The organism is Pseudomonas yamanorum, assembly GCF_900105735.1.
Classification (GTDB): domain Bacteria; phylum Pseudomonadota; class Gammaproteobacteria; order Pseudomonadales; family Pseudomonadaceae; genus Aquipseudomonas; species Aquipseudomonas yamanorum.
Genome location: NZ_LT629793.1, coordinates 972,708 through 993,569 on the forward strand (window position 1 = coordinate 972,708; position 20,862 = coordinate 993,569).

Below are 20,862 nucleotides of genomic sequence, written 5' to 3' on the forward strand. Positions count from 1 at the left end.
CACTGCGTTCAGATCTTGTGAACTTGGATCAGCGGGATATGGGGATACGGGAATAGAAACAGCGTTACATGTGGACGGATCACAACCAGAAACGGCTATATCTAGATAGTTAGCACCTGCTGTCCTTGTGACCAATCCAGAATATATAACCCTGACCGTGAACGACGTCTCATCCAGTTCTAGGAGGCCCGTAGGCCCCCACACCCTTGCGCCGAAACTCATGCGTCGAGATCTCCCCACTGATAACGCTTATTGCCAGCCGCATCGAAAACTTTGCCGCCACGGTTGTTGATGACCTGGCGGGCCTGCCCCCCGAACGAACCGTTGATTTCAAACGTCCCGTCGAAGAACAGTTTCCAGCCGGAGAGCCCTGCCACGTAATTGTTCGACTGGATGTAGTTGCCGATCTTGGCGTTGGTGATCGTGCCGTCCTGGATGAACGCTGAGTTGATGAACGTCTGCCCGCCCTGCACTGCAAACGGCACCGTGCCGGCCTGGCCGATGGCGAACCTGTCGGCGTCGATGATGAATTGCGACTGCAACCCACCAGGGCCGTTCTCCAGGCCCAGGCCTACCCCGGCGTACTTGTAGAGCCCGGTTGCGGTTTCATACTGCATCCGCACCGACCAGTTCGCCGTCACTTTGCCATCGACCGTTTGAATGGCCGTGGTGTTCGTTTGGATAGCCAGGGTGTTGCCGTTCACCGAGTTCTTGACGGTCTCGATGCTGGACGACAGGGCGCCGTCAGCAGTGATGCGGGCGGTTTGCTCGGCGATGACTGCGGCGGCGGTATTCGCAACACTTACCTCCACCACATCCGTGCGCTGGCCCTGCACCAGATCGCCCTCGATCAGAGCGGACTGAGTGGACCAGACGCCGACATAGCTGGCTTCAGAACCCATCAGCGCGCTATCGTCACCCTGAAGCGGCGGGTTGACCTGCAGATAGATGCCGTCAACCCGCTGCGCCGTGGTGGTGACCTTGTCGTCGAGCGTAGTCACCGACGCCTTGAGGGTGCTCAGCCCGCTGGCCGTAGCGGTCACGCCGGTGACAGGATCGTTCACCGTCGCCTTTACCGCGTTCAGCTGCGAAGCCTGGGCGGTGATGTCCTGGCCGTGCTGATTGATCGTGGCCGAGTTCTGCTGAACCTGGGTCACCAGCGCGTTGACCGTCTGCACCACTGTGCCGATGTCGGTCCAGTAGGTGGCGTTCGGTGGTGCGGTGTTCGCGGGCACCGCTGCGTTCGCCTGGTATAGCCGCTGACCTACCCGGACGATCTCGCCCTGGGCGTAGGCCTTCGCGGGGTCGTACTCCAGCGAGTCGACAACCTCGTCGATCAGGTCCTCCAGCTCCTGCTTCGCGATACTGATGCGGTTGTTCGCCGAGCCAGGGCCATCCCCGTCGATCAGGTTGATTCGCTCGTTGAGCAATTGGCCAAGTGATGTCTCGTTGATCTGCCCCTTGATCTGCTCAAGTATCGGCCCGGCATCTGAACTGGCCTGTCCAACCACACCATTCACTACCGGGTAGAACGGTCCGATGTTTCCGGTACGGTCCACCAGGCGCGCCCAGAAGAAGAAACTGGCCCCCGCAAGCAGAGACTGCATGCGATAGTCTGCTTGCGGATACGCCAGGTCGGCGAGCTTGGTAGCAGCCCCCAGATCGTTTGCAGGGCCATACCACAGTTCGGTGCGCTGGGTGTCCTCGGCTCCAGGCGGGAAAGCCCACTTGATGCCGATACCGAACAGCTCGCTGGTGGTAGTCAGGGACGACACCGCCGGCGGCAGGCCGACCTTCCCTTCCAGGTTGGTCAGGTTTGAGCTTTTCCAGATCGACGAGATTTCGAAGGCGCTCACCGAGCGTACCCGGGCCACATAGGCGCCCGAGTAGATGCCGGTGACGTCGACGCTCGTCGAACCTGTGCGCTGCACCTTGATCCAGTTGCCGCTGTCCTTGCGCCACTCCACGTCATAGGCGACCGCGCCGTTCACAGCAGGCCACGAGATGTTCATGGTGCTGATGGCCAGGCCCTGGTCGATAGACACGTTCGACGTGACGGTTACGCTTTCCGGCGGCGGCACCACGGTGATCGGGATCACGCTGATTGGGCGCTCTTCCAGGCGTGCGCCGGTATCAATGCTGGCAAACTTGCTTGGCTCGTACTGCAAGGCGCTGATGTCGTAATCGCCCTCTGGCGTCCTCGCAGTCCTCATCACCCTGTAAAGAGGGATTGCCAGGTCGTCAGCGTCGATTGCCCACTGAAGCTGTGCTGCCGGCGCTTCGCTGTAGGCAACGGTCACAGTTACGTTGCGGCCGCTCACGCTTTCCACGGTACGGCCTTCAGCACGCCCGCCGGGAAGGTTGATCACAAGTCGGTCGCCGACCTTGGCCAGCGTGTCGCGGTCCAGGGTGATTACCTTCCCCGCCGCGGCCGCAATGCGCCCGCCGATCTCCCGGCCCGCCAGCAACGAGTCGGCAACGGGGATAATGAACCCAGGCAGGGGGATGCGGCCTTCCATGCCGGTCCGGAAGCTGATGGTGCGGTCCTGGTTGTTGCTCAGCACCAGCCATTTAGCGCGGCGCTGGGCCTCAGATGCCCGGGTGCAGCCGATGGCACTGATTTCAGTTGGCTTGTCGCCCAGGCGGCGCTGTAGCGGCAAGTCTGAATATACGGTGACGTCGGTGTCGTAGTTGTTCAGCGGGTTGTCGTAGCTGACCAGGCAGCGGGTGAAGCGAGTCTTCGCCGATGCACTGCCGTAGGAAATTTTGCCGTCGATGACGTTGGACCGGGTGAAGACGTAGTCGATGTCCTGTGAGCGAGGCATATCAGCCTGCATGACCAGCTGGCCCTGGGCCCAGTACGTCATGCCGCGGTAGATCCCGGCGATATCCCGCAGTAACGACCAGGCGTCGGCTTTACCCTGCAGGTTCATATCGCACAGGAATCGCGGCTCAACGCCGTCGGAGCCGTTTGGCACCATCTGGTCGCAGTACTGAGCGATGCGGTACAGCTCCCACTTGTCCACCATCCACGGTTTGATGCGGCGGCCCAGGCCAAAACGGTCCTGGGTGCAAATGCCAAAGGTGATCCAGGCAGGGTTGTTGGTCCAAGCCTCCTTCATGGTGCCGTCCCATGCGCCAGAGTACGTGCGGGCCACCGGGTCGTAGTTGCTCGGCACCTGCCAGCGGCGGGCCTTGCACTTCACGGTCACGGCCGGGATGTTGGTGAACTGCTCGGCATCGAACTCGATAAAGAGCAGCGCGGTGTTTGGGTAGCGCAGCTTTGCGTCGATCACCTGGGTGTAGCCGGCGATGAAGAGGCTGTCCGCTATCTTGTCGGTGTTCTGGTTTGGGGTGATGCGGCGAACACGGATCAGCCAGCCACTGGTTGCCGGCGGCAGGTCAACGCGCAAGGATCGCTCGTAGCGAGTGGTGGTCTTGCCAGTTATGGCTCCGACCAGAACCTCCTGATACGCCCCGCCATCAGTTGCCACATCAACAGCATACTGGATGCTGTAACCACCAATGTTCCCTTCTGCGTCCTGGCTCGCCAGTCGCGGCGTGGCCAGGCGGATGCGAGCCGCCGACAGTTGCAGGTTGGTCAGCGATTGAACCCACGGCGTGCCGTTGCGCAGTTCGATATTCAGCGATGTCTCGTTGTCGACAGACGGGATACCCGGAATGTAGGTCTGCTCCACAGAACCTGGCCGCCAGTCCCACTTCACGTTGGTGAAGTTGAAATTACCGCTGGCATCCTGGATTGGAGTGTTGTCGAGGAAGATATCGCGCGCGGTTGGCGTGCCGTCGAATTCGCCCTCGCCTACGGCAATCAGGATCTTGGCCACGTTGGTGGAGCGCAGGCTGTCGGGTGACTCTACAGGCGACTTTGGCTTGCTCTCGCCACCCTTGGCGCCGTGAATTTCCAGCTTTTTTGCTGCGCCCATGATTTCCTCCAGGCAATAAAAAACCGCCTCTTGGGCGGCTTGCTCGATGCGTCGTGGTTATGTCTTGTCTTCGGCGTAGATCGATGCCGAGATAATCGCCCCGCCCCACCGTCGCTCACCGATGCAAATCGGCACCGGGTTGCCGCTGGCGGTGGTGTTCTTGGCTGAGCCAAATGCGTAGCTGGGCATGTTTTCTGGGGATGCGCTTTGTGATAACCCCTTGGCTTGAGGGCTTAGCATCTGTATGACGCCTCCCGCTACGAGGCCTAAGCCGAGCTGCACAGCCCAGGCCTGCCCGAAATATGAACCCGCCACAATAAGCACTGCACCGATAATTGTTTGTATCAGCCCTCCGCGCTTGCTGCCCTCTACGACTGGAACAATCCTGATCTCCCTGGCCCCTCCCATGCCGAATTCATCAGGCCCGACGTTTTTCCTGTTGCGGAAGATGGCGAAGCGAAGACCCAGGCGGGCAAGACGGCGGATCTCGGCCTCGAATCCTTCAATGGTGGCGTTCAGTGCCCGGAAACTTTCCCAAGTGTCGCCCGAGGCAACCTGGCGACGGTGCAGCCTGCCGAACTTCTGGGCCAGCGAGCCGGACAGCTTGATAGTGGTCATTGGTGAGTAGACGATGGCGCTCATCTGGCCTCCTTGTGGCGAAGAATTAGGCGTGTGCGTTGTACCCAGGGGCCGCCGTAGACGATTACCTCTGATGGCCGACCGTAAAGGTGGTGCAGGACGAAAGGCCCGGGGCCGAAGACGCCAGACTCTTCGCCGGGAAGTTCCGGGTCAGTGCCGAGGTAGATCCCTGCATGGTTTGGGTGAGCCGTGCGGCCTACCTCCATCACGACCATGTCGCCGCGCTGCGGGGTGTCGACTTGCTCGAAGCCGGCGGCGGCGTAGTACGCCTCGTAGAGACCGGTGTTGTCTGCGCTCTCCCACCAGCCATCGGCGCGCTGGAAGGCTTCGAACTCCAAGCCCCACTCGCGCTGATACCAATCAGCGCAGACCTGCCAGCAGTCCCAGGCGCCGTGCACGAATGGTCGCTTGAGCAGCGGCGTGCTGCCCGTCGGAGTGATCGTCCGCAAATCTCCCTCTGGCCAAGACAATATGTGCCACGGCAGCGCCGTAGCCTCGCACATAGCCAGGTCGCGCGATGACGGCCGGCTGGTGGCGTCCGGGTGCGAGTGAACGATGCCGATCACCTCGCCCACGTCTTCCGCCGCGGCGTAATCCTCAGGCTCAAGCCGGAACTCTTCGTTCGGCTCGGTCGCGATATTCCGGCATGGGAAGTACTTCTGCGCCCGGCCCACGGCCAGCAACAGGCCGCAGCACTCTTTCGGGTACTCGGCTGCCGCGTGAGCCTGGATGGCCGCAATAATGTGTTTGCGCATTTTCAGCTCCGGGCAATGAGTGAAACAGCAGGAAATCCACCGAAGGACGCGGGGTTGCCTACACCGAAGCGCGGGTCGCATCCCTTGCCAAGCGTGCCGTCGCACTCATCCTCCTCTGGGTTGTCCGTGAGATTGCCGTCCTTGTCGCGGTAAGGGCCTGTATAGCCACAGTTTTCGCCTCTGTAGCCACCGGTGAGGCACCAGTGGCACAGCGTGGTCATCTGCCGGCCGATCGTTTCGCCACCGACGTCGCCTGGGCTGGCCAAGTCCCAGCTGACTGACTCGCCGTCCTCGTTGGTCTTCTGGTCGACGTACCAGACCTCAATCGATTCCTGAGTAGGGTCCGCCGTCGGGTTGCCGCCTTCGAAGTTCACTGCGTCGAGGAATTCGGCCAACGTGTTACGAATGGTCAGCTTGAACTCGAGCAGATCCTCGAAGGCCAGGCAGAGCGCAGTGATTCGCCCGTTCACGTTGCCTACCGACAACTTGGGCCGCACCGCCGTGCCGTCGCCGTTCGCCTCGCTGCCCTCGTACTGCATGGGCCAGGCGCCGTACTCTTCGCCCTGCCACCAGATCGACTTGGCCGGTAGTTGGTCGGAGTCGACGCCGGCAGCCAACAGTTCGGCAGGCGTATGCGGGATTGCATGACCATGGAAGCGCAGGACATCGGCGCCGTAATCGCTGCCGTCCAATTCGAACAGCATGACTTCGTTGCCAGGCTCAAGAGTCTGGATAGCATTGATCAGCGACATGGATTGACCTTTACGGATGGAAAGCGCGTTCGAACGTCGCTGTCACTTTGAATACGCCTCCGCCCATGGGCGTAGGAGTTGGGTTCTTGCAGGTGAACAGGCCAAGCTGTCCCAATGGCGTGGTCCACAGGAACGCCTTGGCACCCTGGTGTCGGTCGAAGAACGCCATAATTTCCAGCGCTCTTGTCTGTCCGCCCGTGTGGGTTATCGGGTAGGAATCGACTTTGTTGTTGATCCCGTCCCCGACCTCTTGCTTGTAGCCATCCCCGAACTGAGAGGTTCGCACCCGATAGGTAATATCGGGTGCCTCCCCGTTCTGGGTGGCCCAGGTAAATGTCTCAATCGCCATGGTTACCTCCCGTTGATGACTCGCCAGATTGAGCCGCCAGGCTGAAGGCCCTTGGCAATTGCGGTTTCAGCCTCAGTTTTGGCTGCCTGCTGAATGCCCTTGCCCAGTTGCGTGGTGTCTTCCTGCGTTGCATTCCCGGCGTCGCTTGCCGTTTGCACGGATACCGACACGGGGAAGTTGTAGGTGTTACCACCACCGCCCCCGCCACCACCTCCAGAAGCCGCAGCGATAGAAGCACCACCAGTCATAAGCGGCGTCACGCTGCCACCCTGGGCACCAGTCATCAGGTACGACCGCCCGCCCTGGCTGAAAAGCTCAGGACCCTTCTCGTTCACCTCGTACAAGGTGTTGGGATCGACGGGGCCGCCGGACGCTCTACCTTCTACGAGAGCGCTGCCGATGCTGGAGCCGAAGCTGGCGCCCCCACCGCCAAACGCTGACGCTACGCTCGATAAAATGCTGGATGCAGCCTGCCGAGTGGCGATCCTCGCCATGTCCGCCAGGACCGATTTGGTGAAGTCCGAGAACGACAGCTTCCCGCTGGTGGCGAAGTTGGCCGCAGCGTCCTCCATAGAGCTGAAGGCGTTGGTGAACAGGCTTCGAGCCTGCCCGGCGACGTCCCTGGCAGAGTCGAGATAGTTGCTGAATGCTGAGGTTGCACCGTTGCGCCAGTCGCTCTGGGCCACAGACATCTGCTCGTAGTTGCTGAGCGTGGTCTGCGTCAGGTCGCGCTCACTGCGGTTTATCGCCTCCAGCTTGGCCTGGTACTCCTCTGCGCTCATGTTGCGAGAAGCGTCGGCCTTGTCGCGGGCGAGGTCCAGGCGCTGCTGGTTGGCGCGATCAGAGATACCGTTGAGGTCGCCGTTAATGGCGTTCTGGCGGTCACTCTGGCCCACACCTTGAGCAGCTCGGCTTCCAGCGCGCTGCAACGCCGCGTTCTGCTGATCAAGCGCGTCGGTGTACGACTTGATGGCCAGTTCTTGCTTTTTGAGTCGTCCCTGCTCATTGGTGGCGATTACCGCCAGCTCGCTTTCCGACTCCTGTTGAGCCTTGACCATATTGGCCCGGGCGTCGGCGATCTTCTGGTCCAGCTGGATACGCTGCGCAGCCGAGGTGCCGGCCTTGCCCTTGGCATCCTCAAGAGCCGAGATCTCGGCCTCGTAGGAGGATTTGACCTCTGACGCCTGCTGCTGGAGCAAAGCTATGCGCTGGGCCGTGTAGCTCTCCTGGGAGATGATCCCGGCCTTCTGTGCCGCCTCCAGCTCCTTATCCGCGCTTTTGTAGTAGCTGAGGACAGCATTGAGCTGATTCTTCGAGTCGTTGAACGAGGTTAGGTCGACCGGAGTACTCGACCCTTTTGGGTCTTTGTACTTTTCGTTTACGTCCTTGATCTGCTGGGCAACGTATTTTGGGTCTACCCTCTTGTCATCGGGGTTCGCCGCCCTGATCTTCGCGGTGTCCTCGTTGATCTTTTTGATTTCCAGCGCACGCTTTTCTGCGTTGGACATCGTTGCAAGATGACGAGCATCGGCCCGTTCCGTAGCTGCGATACCCTCGTCTTGAATTTTCTGCCGATCTCCAACGTACTTGTTCTGCCTTTTTTCGATCTCAATGTAAGCCTCTTTGAGGCGAATAGACTGTTGGAGCTGCTCTCTCTCTTTCGTAACTGCAGCACTGTTCGCAACGATGCTGTTGCCGCTGGATTTCTTTTCCAGGTCCGCTAACTTTGCGCGCTCTTCTGCAAGCTGATCAGCAAGCCCCTTTTCTCGCCCAATCGACAAAGGCACATCAAGCGCAGCCTTGGCGGCGTCACGAATGGAGTTCCAGCCACGTTCAATCAAGCCGAGGTTTTGAGTGATCTGTCCAGCCCGGGCGGCTATCGTGCTGGCATAGGTATCAGTCAGCAGGTTTGCCGCGGCTACCGTGTCACCCTGCTCCTTGAGGGCTACGATCTGGGCGTACACAGACGCTGTCAGAAAGTGGTATTGGTCGTTCAGCTCTTTGGCCGCGGCGACCGGATCCTTCGCGATTTTGGCAAACTCTGCGATGGTTTCATCAATCGATCGGCCAGTTGCACGCTCCATCTGCAGAGCGGCTTCCGTGATTTGCTCAAAACTGCCGCTGGCAATCTTCCCATTACCCGCCAGTTTTGCGAGCACCTCGGCAGCGGCCCCTGTCGTGCCGATTGTGGAGCTGACCTGCTGTGCCATTACGGCAAGTTGTGAGGCACTAGTTCCGGCAGCGTTTCCGGTAAAAATAAGAGCTTTGTTGTAGGAGTCAGCCTCTTCGCTCCCCTTGTAATAGGCGAGACCCAGAGCGGCAACCACTGCTGCTGCGAGGGTAAATGGATTTATCAGGCCGAGAACGTATCCGCCAAGCGCCCTGGCGGCAGGACCGATACCCCCGAACATATCTTTGAGTTGGCCGCCCTGCTGTAGCAGAACAGTCAGCGGGGCTTGTCCGCCCTGCAAAGATACAAAAATATCCGTGAACTGGGCGGGAACACCGCGCAGTGCGGCGGCTGTTTGTTTTGCGGTATTTCCGGTGCGCGTCAGGGAGTCATCAAATCGAGTCAACGACTCTCTCGTCTGCTGAATCTTCCCCTGGTAAGCGCTGAACACCTCAGCCTCAAGCCCAAGCTTCTTCTGTTGAGCGAGTTTGCGCTCTTGTTCGTCGAGGCGGTTCAACGCCTTGGTCGTAGGATCAATCTGCTCGAGAAGCTGTTGAAGCTCGTTTTGTTGGGTGATAGTTACTGCGTTCGCTTTTGTACTTGATACTGCGAGGCGATCTGTAGTGACCACAGTAGCGCGCTGAGCTGCCGCCGCCTGAGCCTGAGCCTGCGCAGACCCATTCGTTGAGGTAATCAGGCCTTGCTGGGCTTCAGATAAGCCGGTGGCGACACTGGATAGATTCTGCTGAGATTCTCGGGCGGCCACTGCCGCTTTAGCTAGTTCTAGGATGCGAGCCTTTGCCTGATCGGACGTCTCGCCTAGAGCGTTCGTTGACTTTTCAGCGCGATCTCCGGCCGCAGTCAGCTTATCGAGGTCGGTTGAAGCCTGTACCGCATCGGTCGAATCGACCTTGATACCGAGCTCGGAAATGGAGGTCATCTTTTTCCCCAGGCATAAAAAAACCCGCCGAAGCGGGTCATTTGTCTTTTTCTAATCAGGATGCGGGGATTTCGCTCCCGCAGTGCTTGCACTTCACAGCCGCAGCCAGCACCTCTTCGGCGCAATAAGGGCAGGCTTTAGTTTCGCGCAACTCCTTCGGCGGAAAAACAGGCGCGTACGCTGGCTCGGCTTTCGCCAAAACCTGTGGCTCCTGCTTCTTAAAAGCCCACACGATAGCCGCTACCCAGCCCAGCAACGTCCAGCCAAGGAAAAGGTTTAACAGTGCGATTGATGTGAGGTTGGAGTGTTTTCTCAGCCATGCCTCGAATGTTGGGAGCATATACAGGGCGGGAATGAATACGATCCCACTGAATACTACGAACTCACCGAACGCATTCAGGCCTCCGCGCTCCTGCCCCATGGAGTAACTGTAGAATGCAAGAAACGCTAGAACAATCAGCCTTAAAACGAACATATGAAATCCCTTCCGGTAGATACCGGCAATCTACCACCATCCACGGGTAGCACCAAAGAACACTCCGATAGGCTGCTCACTTGCTCTCGCTCATCACCAGCATCGCTTCGGCTTCCATCATCCGAAGGTCAGGGAAAGCCTGTGACAGCTCTCCCCGCTTGATACCGATCATGCTGGCCACCGGCTTGATGACGTTGTAGTCCAGGCCCACGGCGCCGCCCATACCCACACGCCACTGCGTGGACATCGCCTCGAACAGCAGAAAGGCCGGCCAGTTGTCTGGCCAGACCTCGTACTCTTCATCGGGAATATCGGCCTTGGTCATGCCGAAGGCCGCCAGTTCAGCCTCTGACGGCCCCTGCTCGTACAGGATGCGGGCGACGCCGGTCAGTTTCCCAGGCGTGCCGGCTGGTAGGCGGCTTGATAGGCGGCCAACACCGCCTGGGGTGCACCCACGCACGTGGTGACCAGCGCAGTCATTGCTTCGTCGGACAGCTTCTCATCGAAGCCCCAGCCACTGACGATATCCTTAAGCTGTTCGACCTGCAGCGCGATTTCCGAGGCCGTGGCGTCCTGCCAGGAGATGCCCTCGTCCTGCACTTTGGTTGCGTGATCGTCCCGCGCGGTGTTCCAGCGGTCGAACAGCGCCGACAGCGCGATGCGGTCCAGGTACTTGAATTCGAAGTCCACGGGCACCGCATCACCGCCCACGCGGGGGATCTGCACCTTGGCCTTGAACGTTGGGTTTGGAGCGATCTTGATCTTGGCCATGGGTTACGCCACCACTGCGGAATAACGGGTTGGACGGCCGGCCAGCGACAGGGTGATGACGCGGGTCATCAGGTTGTTACGGGACAAGGCCGGGGTCGACGTGATGGTCACGTACGCGTTGTAGAGGATGCTGTCGCCGTTCGGCAGGTTCAGGCGCAGTACGCGGGTTACCTTGTCATCGTCAGCGGTTTCAACCACCGGGACGTACGGCAAGGACGGGTCATCCGCTACGGTGAACGACATGCTGATCGGGTTCTTGGTGGTCGGGATCTGGCGGTCGTCATCGTCAGCCAGGAAGCCGAAGGTCAGGAACTGCTGGTCGCCGCCGGTGGTGGCTACATCGGTGATCTGCGAGATTTCAACGAAACCGGTCACCTCGCGCACAGAGCCCTGGCCCGAGCCGGCCGGGTATGGCTGGAGGTTGGTGGTGTTGATGTTTTCCAGGGCGAAAGTGCCGGTCAGGCTGTTGTCCACGCGTGCTGCGCGGTCATTCAGGCGGGTCCAGCCGGAGGTGACGGCAATGATGTCGCCATCAGTCAGGCCGTGCGCCGCGGCGGTCGCCACCGCTGGGTTAGCATTGCTCAGCGCGGTGACCGGGATCGCCGGACCGTAGGTCGAAGCGATTTGCAGGGTCGCGCCGTTGGGGAGTCGAAAGCCCATGTGTTTTTTCCTCTTTGCAGAAATGACAAAACCCGCTCAGTGGCGGGTTCTGGGTTTGCCCAACGGGCGAATTAGTTGGTGTCGGCTCGATACTGGAACGAGGCCGGCACAGTGAAGGTGTTGCCGTCAGGGATGCCTGGCCCCGGGCCGACCGGCGTAAGCACGATAGCGACCAGCCCAGCGCGAGGGATGCGTAGATTCACCGGGAATAGCGCGGCCAGCTCATCAACAATGCCGCTCGCCTCGGTCCGGTACTTGCCGGACGGTGCCACGATGTTGACCTGGAAAACGCCGACGTACAGGTGGTGGTCGCCGCCGAGCGTGTTGCTGGCTGTCACCGCCGGCAGCGTGAAGGCTCGCAGGTACGTCTCGCCGGAAGCTGGTGTGTAGGTCTCGTTCTCGGCCTGAATCTTTAACGGCTTTGTTCGTGCCTTGGCCCAGGCTCGCAATCGCGCCTCAAATGCCTCGGCGATGATGTTGTGGCTCATACCTGGTTATTCCTGATGGCTTCTTCGACGATCTGCTGGAAGCGGGCCAGAGTGATTTGCACCATGCCGGCGGGAGCCTGGTCGGAATGCCCATACTCAAGCGGCACGCCGTACACCAGGTTATTGACGATGTATGCCACCTGCCCGGCCTCCAGCTTGCTGACCTCGGACACCAGGGTGGCAATGGTCTCGTGTCCGGACTTGTCGAAAGTGTCCAGGCTCTGACTTGAAGGGGCGCCCACGGTAAACTGCCAGTTGCCTTTGAAGCGCCCAGTGTCCACCGGTGACAGGCGGATGACCGAAGTGCCGATCTCGATCACCACCTCACGGAACACATCGTCGATGGCTTCCTTGGTCTGTTCCGCGAACGCTGCCAGGCTCTCAGCGAAACTTCCTTTCAGCCCGCCGTAGCGGCTGGTCATGTGGTGAGGTTTGGCCATTACTTACGCACCTGCAGCTCGAAGCCAACCGCCAGGCCGGCATAATTCCATGGGCCGACGGCGATCACCGTGTAGGTGGTGCCGTCGAACTGAATACGGTCATTGCTCAAGGGCAAAGGCATGTCAGCCCCGTTGAGCTGAACCGGCGATACCAGCAGTTTGACGTCGCCGCGAACGATCAGCGTGCCATCAATGTACTTGTTGTCGTATTCCTCACGGAAGCCGGAGCCGTTCACTACCAGTTCGCTGGGTACCGGAGGTGCATCTGGGTCGTACTCGCCCAGGGTCTCGCGGCGCAGGATCAGTTCCAGCCCCTTCCCGCCCTTGCTACGCGGCGCAAGCATGCGCGTGGCCAGGGCCTTCGCGCGGTCATAAATGTCTAGCATCACTTGCGCCTTATTTTGTAGATGGCCGAGCACCGGCAGTTGGCGCGCTCGCTCCACCCCGCTCCCAGGCTGGTGTCGCCCGGGTAGCGAAGCAGCGCCCCGGTAGGGCTCTGAAATGGCTGATCCTTCTGCACCTCTTGGCCGCCCATCACGGAGTGCGTGTGGCGGACCTTCTTGTCGCCTCGGTCGCGCCAGGTCTTCGTGACCGAATCACGATCAAGGCCCTGAGCAATCAACTGCTCATACACCTGGTCGCGGCCGGCACCGAATGACTCCAGCGCCTCGGCCTTGGACAGCATTTCGGCATAGGTCTTCATCAGGCGATCAGCGTAGCGACCGGCAATCTTGTCCACGTCAGCCTGGGCGACGGGCGTTCCGGCCTTGATTGCTCTGTTGACGATTCCGTCGAAGCGGCGGTCTCGGCGCTTGCGCTGCAAGTACTTTCGCATCTCGTCGGGGTTACCGCCCAGCAGCTGGGACCGGGCATTCAGCACGTACTGTGCATAGTTGCCAGGCAGTCCGATAACGCCACCGGACCGAGAGCCGGTCTGCGCGCTTACACGACCCAGCAGGTCAAGTGCTGCCTGTCGTGGCGTGCGCACCATTGGTGTGGCGCTGACCTCGACCTGTGCCGCAGCAGGCTGTGCACTGGGCCACCCGACAATGCGTCGGCGACTACCCATCACTTCGCGAATAGCGGCGCGCACATCGATGGATGCGTTGGCGCGAATCTCTTCCGCCTTGGCCGACACCCACTTTTCAGCAGCAGGCTGCCTGGCATCGAACTCGAAACGCCCAAGCTCACGGGGGATCACGATCGCCTTAACCTCGAACTTGGCGCCGGCGATGAACACCGATCGCGCCAGCTCAAGGAATGCAGACAGTGCGCCCAGGCTGAGCAGCGCCACCAAGCCATCTTCATCCTCTTCAGCAATCAGCCGCTCAACCTCCGTAACAGTTGCCGCGCCGACCACCGTCTTTACCTGCTCCAGATAGGCCCGCTGCATCGCAGGCTCCATTCCTTCGATGGCCTGGATGATTTGCGCCGGGGTCATACCGTAAACACCGCAGGCAGCGTATAGCGAGCCACCAGAACGGGAGCGATCATCTCGTCAATGATGCTGATCACCGGGCGAACCGAATCGGCGGCGTCCGCGCCAACCGATACAGCAAATTCTGTCTCAAGCGGGCCGACCTTCTCACGCTTGACCAGTGATGCCGATACGAAGTCAGGGCTGAGACTGCCAGGCTCGACCAGTTCGCGAAGAGCCGCTTCGTACGTGGCCTGCTCAACCTCGACGGGCACCTGGTCAGCCGGAATAGCATTGCCTTCGTAGTCATAGGCACCGGTCCGCGGCCACTCCCTGGCTTGCCCTCTGCCCTCGGTCTTCACGCCGGGGAACAATGACTGCCACACACCAGAGGCCAGTAGCTTCCGGTAGCGGCCGTCGATGTAGACCGATGCCCGGATCAGCGCGGCCTGCTTCGCCACTTCATCGCCGGTCCATGCGGCATTCGCGCGCGCAGCGTGATAGGCGTCGGCAGCAGCGACGATTCCGTAAAAGTCTGGCATCGGGATATCTCGAATAGGTGGAGCGACGTGCGCTCCGGGTTTTGCGTGGTGTTACGCTTTGGCGGCAGCCAGTGCAGCTTGCAGCGCTTCCAGGCTCGCTTCCTTGTCGAACTCGACGTTCAGCGCGGTCAGCTCATCCATGACCTTCTGCTTTTCGGCGGTGGACAGGGCTTCGTCCAGCTTCTTCTGGAGGGTTTCGACTTTGCTGTTGCCGGCAGCATCGATGCCCAGCGCCTTCAGCTTGGCGATCAGATCGGCCTTTTCATCGCCGGCGGGGGCTTCTAAAACCTCGAAGCTGAGCGCGTCGATGCTCTTGATCTGATCGAGCTCAGCCTCGGCCAGGATGAGTTCACGGCTTGCGCCAATACCGATCAGCTTGATCGCACCCATGGCCCACACAGCGCGCGGGCAAAGCCCGCTGTTGGTGACTTTAACTTTCATGACAACCCCCTTATGCAGGCTCGGACACGCCGTCCATGTACGCCATGGCGCCTGGCAAGCGAACTTCAACACCGCCGGTGCGCGCGATGATGCCGGTCTCGAAGCCCATGATGGTCTTCTGATGAACCGGCAGCACCATGCGAGGCATTGGCAGGTGGAAGCGGATCACGTCCAAAGCCTTGCGATAGGCCACGATACGGCCGCCACCACCAGCACCAGCGGTCGACAGGGAGTCGGCGGTAGTGATGTTCAGCGGTCGGCCGGTGCGCGCCGTGTAAACGTTGGAGGTGCGGAAGCGCTCCAGGATGGTCGGGCTGTTTGCTTCGGCGCCCACGAATACGGTGGCGATGTAATCCATCACCTCCAAAGGCAAAGACAGCGTGTCGGCCAATTCGACGTTGTTCGAAGCCTGTGGCACCAGCTTGAGCAGGCCATTCAGGTCGATCAGGATCTGTTGCGGAGTTTTGTTCGCGAACAGAGTGGAGCTGCCGGTGCCGGTGGCCGCTGCTGTGATGGTTTGCACGTTCGACTGGTTGACGAAGCCGCGCCAGTTTTTCTCGGTGCTGCCGGTAGTGGCGATGTCGTAGAGCAGGCGCTCAGTGGAGCGACTGGCAGACATGGCTTTCAGGTCGTTCAGGTTGCGGCCATACAGGGCGGCCTGATTGACTTCTTCCAGGTTCCATTCCCAGCCGGAGCCGATCATGGCGTAGTCGTGCGAGCCTTCGCCCCACGAAACGTTGTTGAACGGCATGTCGTTCGCGGCGCCGGACAGGAACTTGGCTTCGCCCGCGAGTTGCATGCTGTAGAACTGGGTGCCGATCGCCCACTGGTTGCCTTCGGTGACGACAGGCATCAGGTCGCGGTAGGAGTACTCAGGATAGCGAGCCTCGTAGATCGCGGTTTCGATGTTGCGGCCCTGGGCTACAACGAATGGCAACGCTGCTTGAGCGTCTGCGAATGCTTGGGGCATGTTAAGCGCTCCGGTTCTTGATGGAGATTTCCACGATGTCGCCTGCAGCACCGGTGGTGTCGAAGAAAACGTTCGCGAACGGGCCAACGATGCCGGTGCCGGCTGCATTGGTGTAGGTGTTGGAGGCAGTGACGTAGTAGACGGGATCGCCATCGACTACAGGGGCGCTCACCGTGACGTACATCTGGCCGCGTTCACGAATGGGCGCGGTGAAGTACTGCGGGTAGCCGTCGATCAGGGTCGAGCCTGCTTTCACCGCCGGCACAGCCGGGGTCAGCTTGGCGATGCCGACGAACTTGCCGCCGGCCGCGAATGGGACAACGCCATGGTCACCGGCGCCGCGCTGGACTGGCTCGCCGAAGCGAACACCGGCGGCGTTTTCGATGGTGCGGCTGATGTCGTTCTTGATCTCTTCGTTCGCCGAGGCGCCATGCAGGCCCTTGGCTGGACGATCAGGGTAAGTCGTTTGATAAGCGGCCATGATGGCTCCTTACTTGGCGGGCTGAATGGAGTTGAAGTCGGCCAGCATCTTCGCGCGCGCTTCGGCCGCAGGATTGCCGGTGGTCTTGCCGTCCTGCTGAATCATGTGCTTGCGGAAGGGGTCGCCAGCCGGGTCTTTAGCGGCGTCTTCCACCAGGATCTCGAAACGCGCGTCAATGTAGGCATCAGCCTTACCGGCTACGGCCGCGTCACCCAACTTGGCGACCACGACGGCCTTGCGGATCTCGGCGTCGGTCTTGCCGGTGTAGTCGGCATCGGCGATGGTTTTGGCCTTGGTGAGCAGGTCGGCGCGGGCAGTTACGCGCTTGTCGATGTCGGCATCGCTGAGTTGCTTGGCCTTGAGGGCGTCGAGCTCGGCGTCTTTCTTCGCCAGTTCGCCGTCCTTCAGCGCGATCGCAGTAGCGTGCGCGTCGGTCAGGGTTTTGGTAGCGGTGGCAGCATCGGCAAGCTTGGTGTTCAGCTTCTCGATGGCCTGGGCGCCTTGTTCAGTGACATCAATGGAGATGCCATCGACAAGGAGTTTTCGCAGTGCATCAGCCATGTCATGGCCTCCTTTGGGGGTGTCTGGTTTGTGGTCACCGATGCGTAGATCGATGCCGCCCCGAGCGCGATGCTCGAGGCTGAGGTGATTCATCTTCATGGGGCCCAGGTAGCAGTCGTACTGCTCGCCCTCGCCGGTTACGCCATCCTGGAACACGACTTCGGCGCCGTATCCCATGGAGAGCTCACGCTTGCCTGACTCGTAGTCCTCGATTGCTTTGGCGTCCATCAGCACCAGGGGAACCTTGACGAACTGACCGTCGCGGACCACTTCGCCACCTGTTTGGCCAATGGCGACGTCCTTCCAGTTCTTGGAGTTGACGCCCTCACCGCCCGGGTGGCCGTTGGTCATTGGCCGGTATGCGTAGGAGTGCATGGCATCAGCGTGGAATACCGCGCTTTCGGGACGGTAGACGCGCACGATCGGCTTATCGCGCAGGCCGTGTTCGTTGTCCGGGTCAATCTCGGTGCCCAGGTAGTCCTGAATGCCGGTGCGGGCTACGCGTGCTTCGGCTACCAGGTAGCCGTCCTCGGTGCGCCGCACGCCCGTGACTGGCACGGAGTCGGTGAAGATCATGGGGCGAGCTCCTCGAATATCTCAGGGCCCAGCTCAATCGAACCCCGGTAGGGCTCGACCTTGTCGATATCGACGCTGCCAGGTTCGTAGGTGAAGGTGATGTGGGGCTGATAGTCCGGCCAGTCCCAAGAGGCGCCAGCCTCAACGATGGTGACGTGACGCCAGGCCAGCTCGGAACTGTTGAACAGCAGCACCACCGCGCCTTCGCCGAACTTGTCGATGAGCCGCGCGCCACCAGGTGCAATCTTGAGCTCGCCCTTGCCATCACCCGACCATGACTCGCCGACCTTCATCCAGTCGACCAGGTTGCGGCTGTAGGCGACGGTGACATGCAGCTCATTGGCGGACACGGTCGATTCAAAGCCCTGCGCCTTGGCCCAAGCGATGATGTCGGCCCCGTTGGTGACCTTGCGGGAGACGTACAGCGTGCGCGGAGCGGCGTCGGACAGATCCTTCCTGCCCGCCACCGAATCGACTTCGCTTACAGGCAGATCGTCACCACCTTCTTCGTCCGGCATTTCATCGCCAAACTTGTCGATGGCGGCCTCCAGTCCTGGCATAACGCTCAGCTCAACCAGCAGGTTCACCGAGGCCGCCGATAGCGCATCCGCAGGGAACAGGCCGGAATCCTTCAGCGTCTTGATGGTATCCGCCGTGGTTTTGCCGATGTCTGCCCGCTCTTTGGCCGTTGCTTGCCACAATGGCGACCACGCGTAATGGATCTCCTTAGGCCGGCTGCCCAGTGCTGAGCGGATCAGGCACTCATCTAGAACGCCCATTGCTGGCTTGATCTCCAGCTTCTGGCGTGATGCGACGTTGTCGTAGTAGTTGCGGGTGTTCTCTTCACCGTTGGCGCCCAGACCAGTGGAGGACTGGCCGAACATGCGGGTACCAGGGATATCGAACGCACCAGAAACGCCCTGCTCTGTCTTGGCGATCACCTCAGGCAGATTTCCGAAGCTGGCCGACTTGGAGCTGTGCGTCTCGGCGCCGTCGAGGATCAGCGTGCCGTTGATGCCCTTGGCGGTCGCAGCAAGACGCAGGCGCTCCAGCAGGAGGCGCTCGTAATTCTTGTCCTGCATGCTCGCCATCAGATTAGGGATGTTGATGACGTCGATCTTGGCCTCGTAGACCAGGCTGACCACGTTGGCCACCGTCTCGTCGTAGTGCCGCACGGCGGGCATAGCAGCCAGAAGCACCGAGTCGCCCCAGCCGAAGCCGGTGCCGATCGCCAGCTCAGGGTCAGGGTGCGGCGTTCCGATGAAGATGACCAGGCGCGACGGATGGATCTCCACCACGCTGCCCGGCAGCCGGTAAGCCTTGGGCTTGCCGAAGCGCGGGCTTTGCGGGTCCTGTTCGATCTCGGTCGCGCTGAGTTGCCGGCGCGTCATGACGGTGAGGTACTTCACGCCACCCTGCCGCACACGCTCAGGATTCAGTTCCGATGCCGTATCGCGCTCACCGGTGCCGATGAACACCGCAGCACCACCGAACAGACGGGCCTTCAATAGGGCCTCGAGGATCTTGCCCTTGACGTTCAGGCGTTCTTCCTCGGCCTCGATCAGCTCGATCTGGGCCTTGTCAGCCTGCCAGCTGCGCCAGTTACGGCACGCGTCCACCGCGGGGATGGTCACGCCCTTCTGTGCTGTCCAAGAGCCACGGAAGGCGTTCAGAAGCTGCTGGTCGTCCATCTCAGGGATGGCGTAGTGCGAGTGCGACGCCTTGTCGCGCGCAGTACCCAGTCCTGCGACCAGGTTCTGCAGGCTGTCTTTCAGGTAGCTGAGTGCGCTCATGAGTTGCTCACGTTTGCGAGTGTGTAGCTGCCCGCAATCGGGAAGCGCTGGACAATGAAGTACCCGAGTGCGTCGATCGGGTCTTCAGTGCCGTCCTTGTTGGGTTCGCCGTTATCGGCGTAAGCCTGTTGCTCCAGCACCTGGGTGGTGACCGGGCAGTTGTCGGTGTTCACCAGATAGCGACGCTTCTGGTCGATGTTCAGGAGCATCGCGTTCACGGCCAGCACCCGGTCACGCACCAGCGGGTTGGAAGGATTCACCATCACCATGAAGCCGGCGGCGCGGAGCAAGCTGTGGTCCGACTCGCTGCCGTTCACGCTCTTGCGGTTCTTGCCGCTGGCATCCGGATATACCGTGATGCTGTGTCCTGGGAACCGGCGCTTCAGTTCGATAATCATCGCCGGCGTATCGAACAGGCTTGTGGCCTCTTCCAGCAGCATGGGCAGGCCGTCGCGGATGACGTGGATCGTCGCGGCCATCCGGTTGATGTTGAAGTCCATGCCGATGTGCAGTTGCTCGCCCGGGCGGATCGTTGCGTGCGTGTGGTTCTGCTTGCGGCAGAAGCTCGGGTACACACTGCCAGAGGTGAGGTTGACGAACAGGCCGTCGATGTACGCGTCCACCAGGTTGGCCGGGTACGACTCACGCAGCGACTTGATGTAGTCCTTCGGCAGGTTCTTCGCGTTCTGCCGTGTCGAGGCGTGGACGATGCCGTACAGCGGGCGCTGGCTCGGGTTGGCGGCAAGCTCCTTGACGAACTTGCGATAAACCCAGTTGAAGCCCTCCGGCGTCGTGGTGACGTCGATGGTGTTCATGTCGCGGCCCGGCCAAACGGTCGACATCCGCGCAATGATCTTCTTCCAGGCGCTGTCTGCCTTCTTGATCGGCATGCAGTCGATCTCATCGACCAGGGCATGAGCGATGTTGAAGCCGACGATGCGGTGGGGATGCTCCATGCTCTTGCAGACGATCGTCGATAGACACCGGCCGCGGTTGTCACGCAGGTACACGCGCTTCTTGCTCGGCACGATGTCGGCGAACAGGCCGAACGCCTCAGCGACCACCGGCATGGTGTCGTAGAAGATGTCGGCGATCTGCGGATAGGTCGGGGCGAAGTAGCCCTGCGGTATGCCCGGGAACTCCAGCGCGTTAACGCACATGCGCACGCAACCTACAAACGTCTTGCCGCTCCGGTAGCCACCAACGAACGCCATGAACTTCTTGTGGCTTTTGATGAATTCGAACTGGGGCTTATTCAGCATCAGGACAGCTTGCATCTTCCACCCCGATGATTACTTGCTTGGGCTCGGGCAGGCCCTTATTCGGGTCTTCCAGTTCGCGGCGCAGCTTCTCGTTGGTGAGGCGGCGGGTCTCAAGGTCTTCCTTGGTGCGCTCAAGACTTTCAACGCGCGCTGTGAGCCGGTCGATCAGGCTGGAGTAGTCGCGCACCTTGCTCGTAGTCGTGATTGAGGTGAGCGAGGTTTCTTTGCCGCTGACCAGGATCGGCTCTTCCTTCTCCGACTCCACCTCAAGCGTGTTGCCGAACTCGCTCTCCCTGGCCAGCGCACGCATCAAGCGCACTCGCGTCAGCCGCAACTCATCATCCACACGCCCCAGCTCAATGCTGGCAAGCATGTCGTTCTCTTCGTCAGTCAGGAATCGGCTGTAGATCGAGCCGGGCTTTGCAGCGTTCTTGTT

The 20,862-nt window shown here is 60.6% G+C and carries 22 protein-coding genes; all 22 read right to left on the reverse strand.

What is annotated here, in order from left to right; genetic code table 11:
• Positions 1-218: 218 nt before the first annotated feature.
• Positions 219-3,944 carry a TipJ family phage tail tip protein gene (gene gpJ / locus BLU46_RS04805; protein ID WP_093199148.1) on the reverse strand — a complete coding sequence of 1,242 codons (3,726 nt, stop codon included), beginning with the start codon at positions 3,942-3,944 and terminating at the stop codon, positions 219-221.
• A gap of 57 nt (positions 3,945-4,001) precedes the next feature.
• Positions 4,002-4,586, reverse strand: coding sequence for a tail assembly protein (locus tag BLU46_RS04810; protein ID WP_093199152.1), 585 nt, complete (start codon positions 4,584-4,586; stop codon positions 4,002-4,004).
• Complete coding sequence (locus BLU46_RS04815) at positions 4,583-5,338, reverse strand: C40 family peptidase (protein WP_093199157.1); 756 nt, start codon at positions 5,336-5,338, stop codon at positions 4,583-4,585. The genes BLU46_RS04810 and BLU46_RS04815 overlap by 4 nt, the downstream gene beginning before the upstream one ends.
• 2 nt (positions 5,339-5,340) lie before the next feature.
• The gene (locus tag BLU46_RS04820; RefSeq protein ID WP_093199162.1) at positions 5,341-6,090 is read right to left on the reverse strand and encodes a phage minor tail protein L; all 750 of its coding nucleotides are present in this window, start codon (positions 6,088-6,090) and stop codon (positions 5,341-5,343) included.
• 10 nt (positions 6,091-6,100) lie between these two features.
• Positions 6,101-6,439: a phage tail protein gene (locus tag BLU46_RS04825; RefSeq protein ID WP_093199166.1), complete on the reverse strand. Its 339-nt coding sequence runs from the start codon at positions 6,437-6,439 to the stop codon at positions 6,101-6,103.
• Positions 6,440-6,441: 2 nt separating this feature from the next.
• On the reverse strand, positions 6,442-9,549 hold the full coding sequence (locus tag BLU46_RS04830; RefSeq protein ID WP_093199170.1) for a phage tail tape measure protein: 3,108 nt from the start codon (positions 9,547-9,549) through the stop codon (positions 6,442-6,444).
• A 55-nt stretch (positions 9,550-9,604) separates the two neighbouring features.
• Positions 9,605-10,024, reverse strand: coding sequence for a superinfection immunity protein (locus BLU46_RS04835; RefSeq protein ID WP_231988869.1), 420 nt, complete (start codon positions 10,022-10,024; stop codon positions 9,605-9,607).
• Positions 10,025-10,100: 76 nt separating this feature from the next.
• Positions 10,101-10,349 carry a DUF1799 domain-containing protein gene (locus BLU46_RS04840; RefSeq protein WP_093199174.1) on the reverse strand — a complete coding sequence of 83 codons (249 nt, stop codon included), beginning with the start codon at positions 10,347-10,349 and terminating at the stop codon, positions 10,101-10,103.
• Positions 10,350-10,411: 62 nt separating this feature from the next.
• Positions 10,412-10,795 (reverse strand): phage tail assembly chaperone, encoded by a 384-nt coding sequence (locus BLU46_RS04845; RefSeq protein WP_093199177.1) that lies wholly within the window; start codon positions 10,793-10,795, stop codon positions 10,412-10,414.
• A 3-nt stretch (positions 10,796-10,798) separates the two neighbouring features.
• Positions 10,799-11,455 (reverse strand): phage tail protein, encoded by a 657-nt coding sequence (locus tag BLU46_RS04850; protein WP_093199181.1) that lies wholly within the window; start codon positions 11,453-11,455, stop codon positions 10,799-10,801.
• A gap of 71 nt (positions 11,456-11,526) precedes the next feature.
• Positions 11,527-11,943 carry a phage tail terminator-like protein gene (locus BLU46_RS04855; protein ID WP_093199185.1) on the reverse strand — a complete coding sequence of 139 codons (417 nt, stop codon included), beginning with the start codon at positions 11,941-11,943 and terminating at the stop codon, positions 11,527-11,529.
• Positions 11,940-12,383: an HK97 gp10 family phage protein gene (locus BLU46_RS04860; RefSeq protein ID WP_093199189.1), complete on the reverse strand. Its 444-nt coding sequence runs from the start codon at positions 12,381-12,383 to the stop codon at positions 11,940-11,942. The genes BLU46_RS04855 and BLU46_RS04860 overlap by 4 nt, the downstream gene beginning before the upstream one ends.
• A complete protein-coding gene (locus tag BLU46_RS04865) occupies positions 12,383-12,769 on the reverse strand; it encodes a hypothetical protein (protein ID WP_093199192.1) in 387 nt (128 codons plus the stop codon). Before BLU46_RS04865 ends, BLU46_RS04860 begins: the two co-directional genes overlap by 1 nt.
• Positions 12,769-13,824: a structural protein gene (locus BLU46_RS04870; RefSeq protein WP_093199196.1), complete on the reverse strand. Its 1,056-nt coding sequence runs from the start codon at positions 13,822-13,824 to the stop codon at positions 12,769-12,771. Before BLU46_RS04870 ends, BLU46_RS04865 begins: the two co-directional genes overlap by 1 nt.
• On the reverse strand, positions 13,821-14,342 hold the full coding sequence (locus tag BLU46_RS04875) for a DnaT-like ssDNA-binding protein (RefSeq protein ID WP_093199201.1): 522 nt from the start codon (positions 14,340-14,342) through the stop codon (positions 13,821-13,823). Before BLU46_RS04875 ends, BLU46_RS04870 begins: the two co-directional genes overlap by 4 nt.
• 51 nt (positions 14,343-14,393) lie before the next feature.
• On the reverse strand, positions 14,394-14,783 hold the full coding sequence (locus BLU46_RS04880) for a hypothetical protein (RefSeq protein WP_093199206.1): 390 nt from the start codon (positions 14,781-14,783) through the stop codon (positions 14,394-14,396).
• 10 nt (positions 14,784-14,793) lie between these two features.
• Entirely contained in the window at positions 14,794-15,753 is a 960-nt protein-coding gene (locus BLU46_RS04885) for a DUF2184 domain-containing protein (RefSeq protein ID WP_093199210.1), read from the reverse strand.
• Position 15,754: 1 nt separating this feature from the next.
• The gene (locus BLU46_RS04890) at positions 15,755-16,234 is read right to left on the reverse strand and encodes a structural cement protein Gp24 (RefSeq protein WP_093199216.1); all 480 of its coding nucleotides are present in this window, start codon (positions 16,232-16,234) and stop codon (positions 15,755-15,757) included.
• Between the two features lie 9 nt (positions 16,235-16,243).
• Positions 16,244-17,371, reverse strand: a complete 1,128-nt coding sequence (locus tag BLU46_RS04895) for a DUF2213 domain-containing protein (RefSeq protein WP_093199222.1) — start codon at positions 17,369-17,371, stop codon at positions 16,244-16,246.
• Positions 17,368-19,164: an anti-CBASS protein Acb1 family protein gene (locus BLU46_RS04900; RefSeq protein WP_093199226.1), complete on the reverse strand. Its 1,797-nt coding sequence runs from the start codon at positions 19,162-19,164 to the stop codon at positions 17,368-17,370. The genes BLU46_RS04895 and BLU46_RS04900 overlap by 4 nt, the downstream gene beginning before the upstream one ends.
• Complete coding sequence (locus BLU46_RS04905) at positions 19,161-20,426, reverse strand: terminase large subunit domain-containing protein (protein WP_093199228.1); 1,266 nt, start codon at positions 20,424-20,426, stop codon at positions 19,161-19,163. Before BLU46_RS04905 ends, BLU46_RS04900 begins: the two co-directional genes overlap by 4 nt.
• Positions 20,416-20,799, reverse strand: a complete 384-nt coding sequence (locus BLU46_RS04910) for a hypothetical protein (RefSeq protein ID WP_230961994.1) — start codon at positions 20,797-20,799, stop codon at positions 20,416-20,418. Before BLU46_RS04910 ends, BLU46_RS04905 begins: the two co-directional genes overlap by 11 nt.
• Positions 20,800-20,862 lie beyond the last annotated feature (63 nt).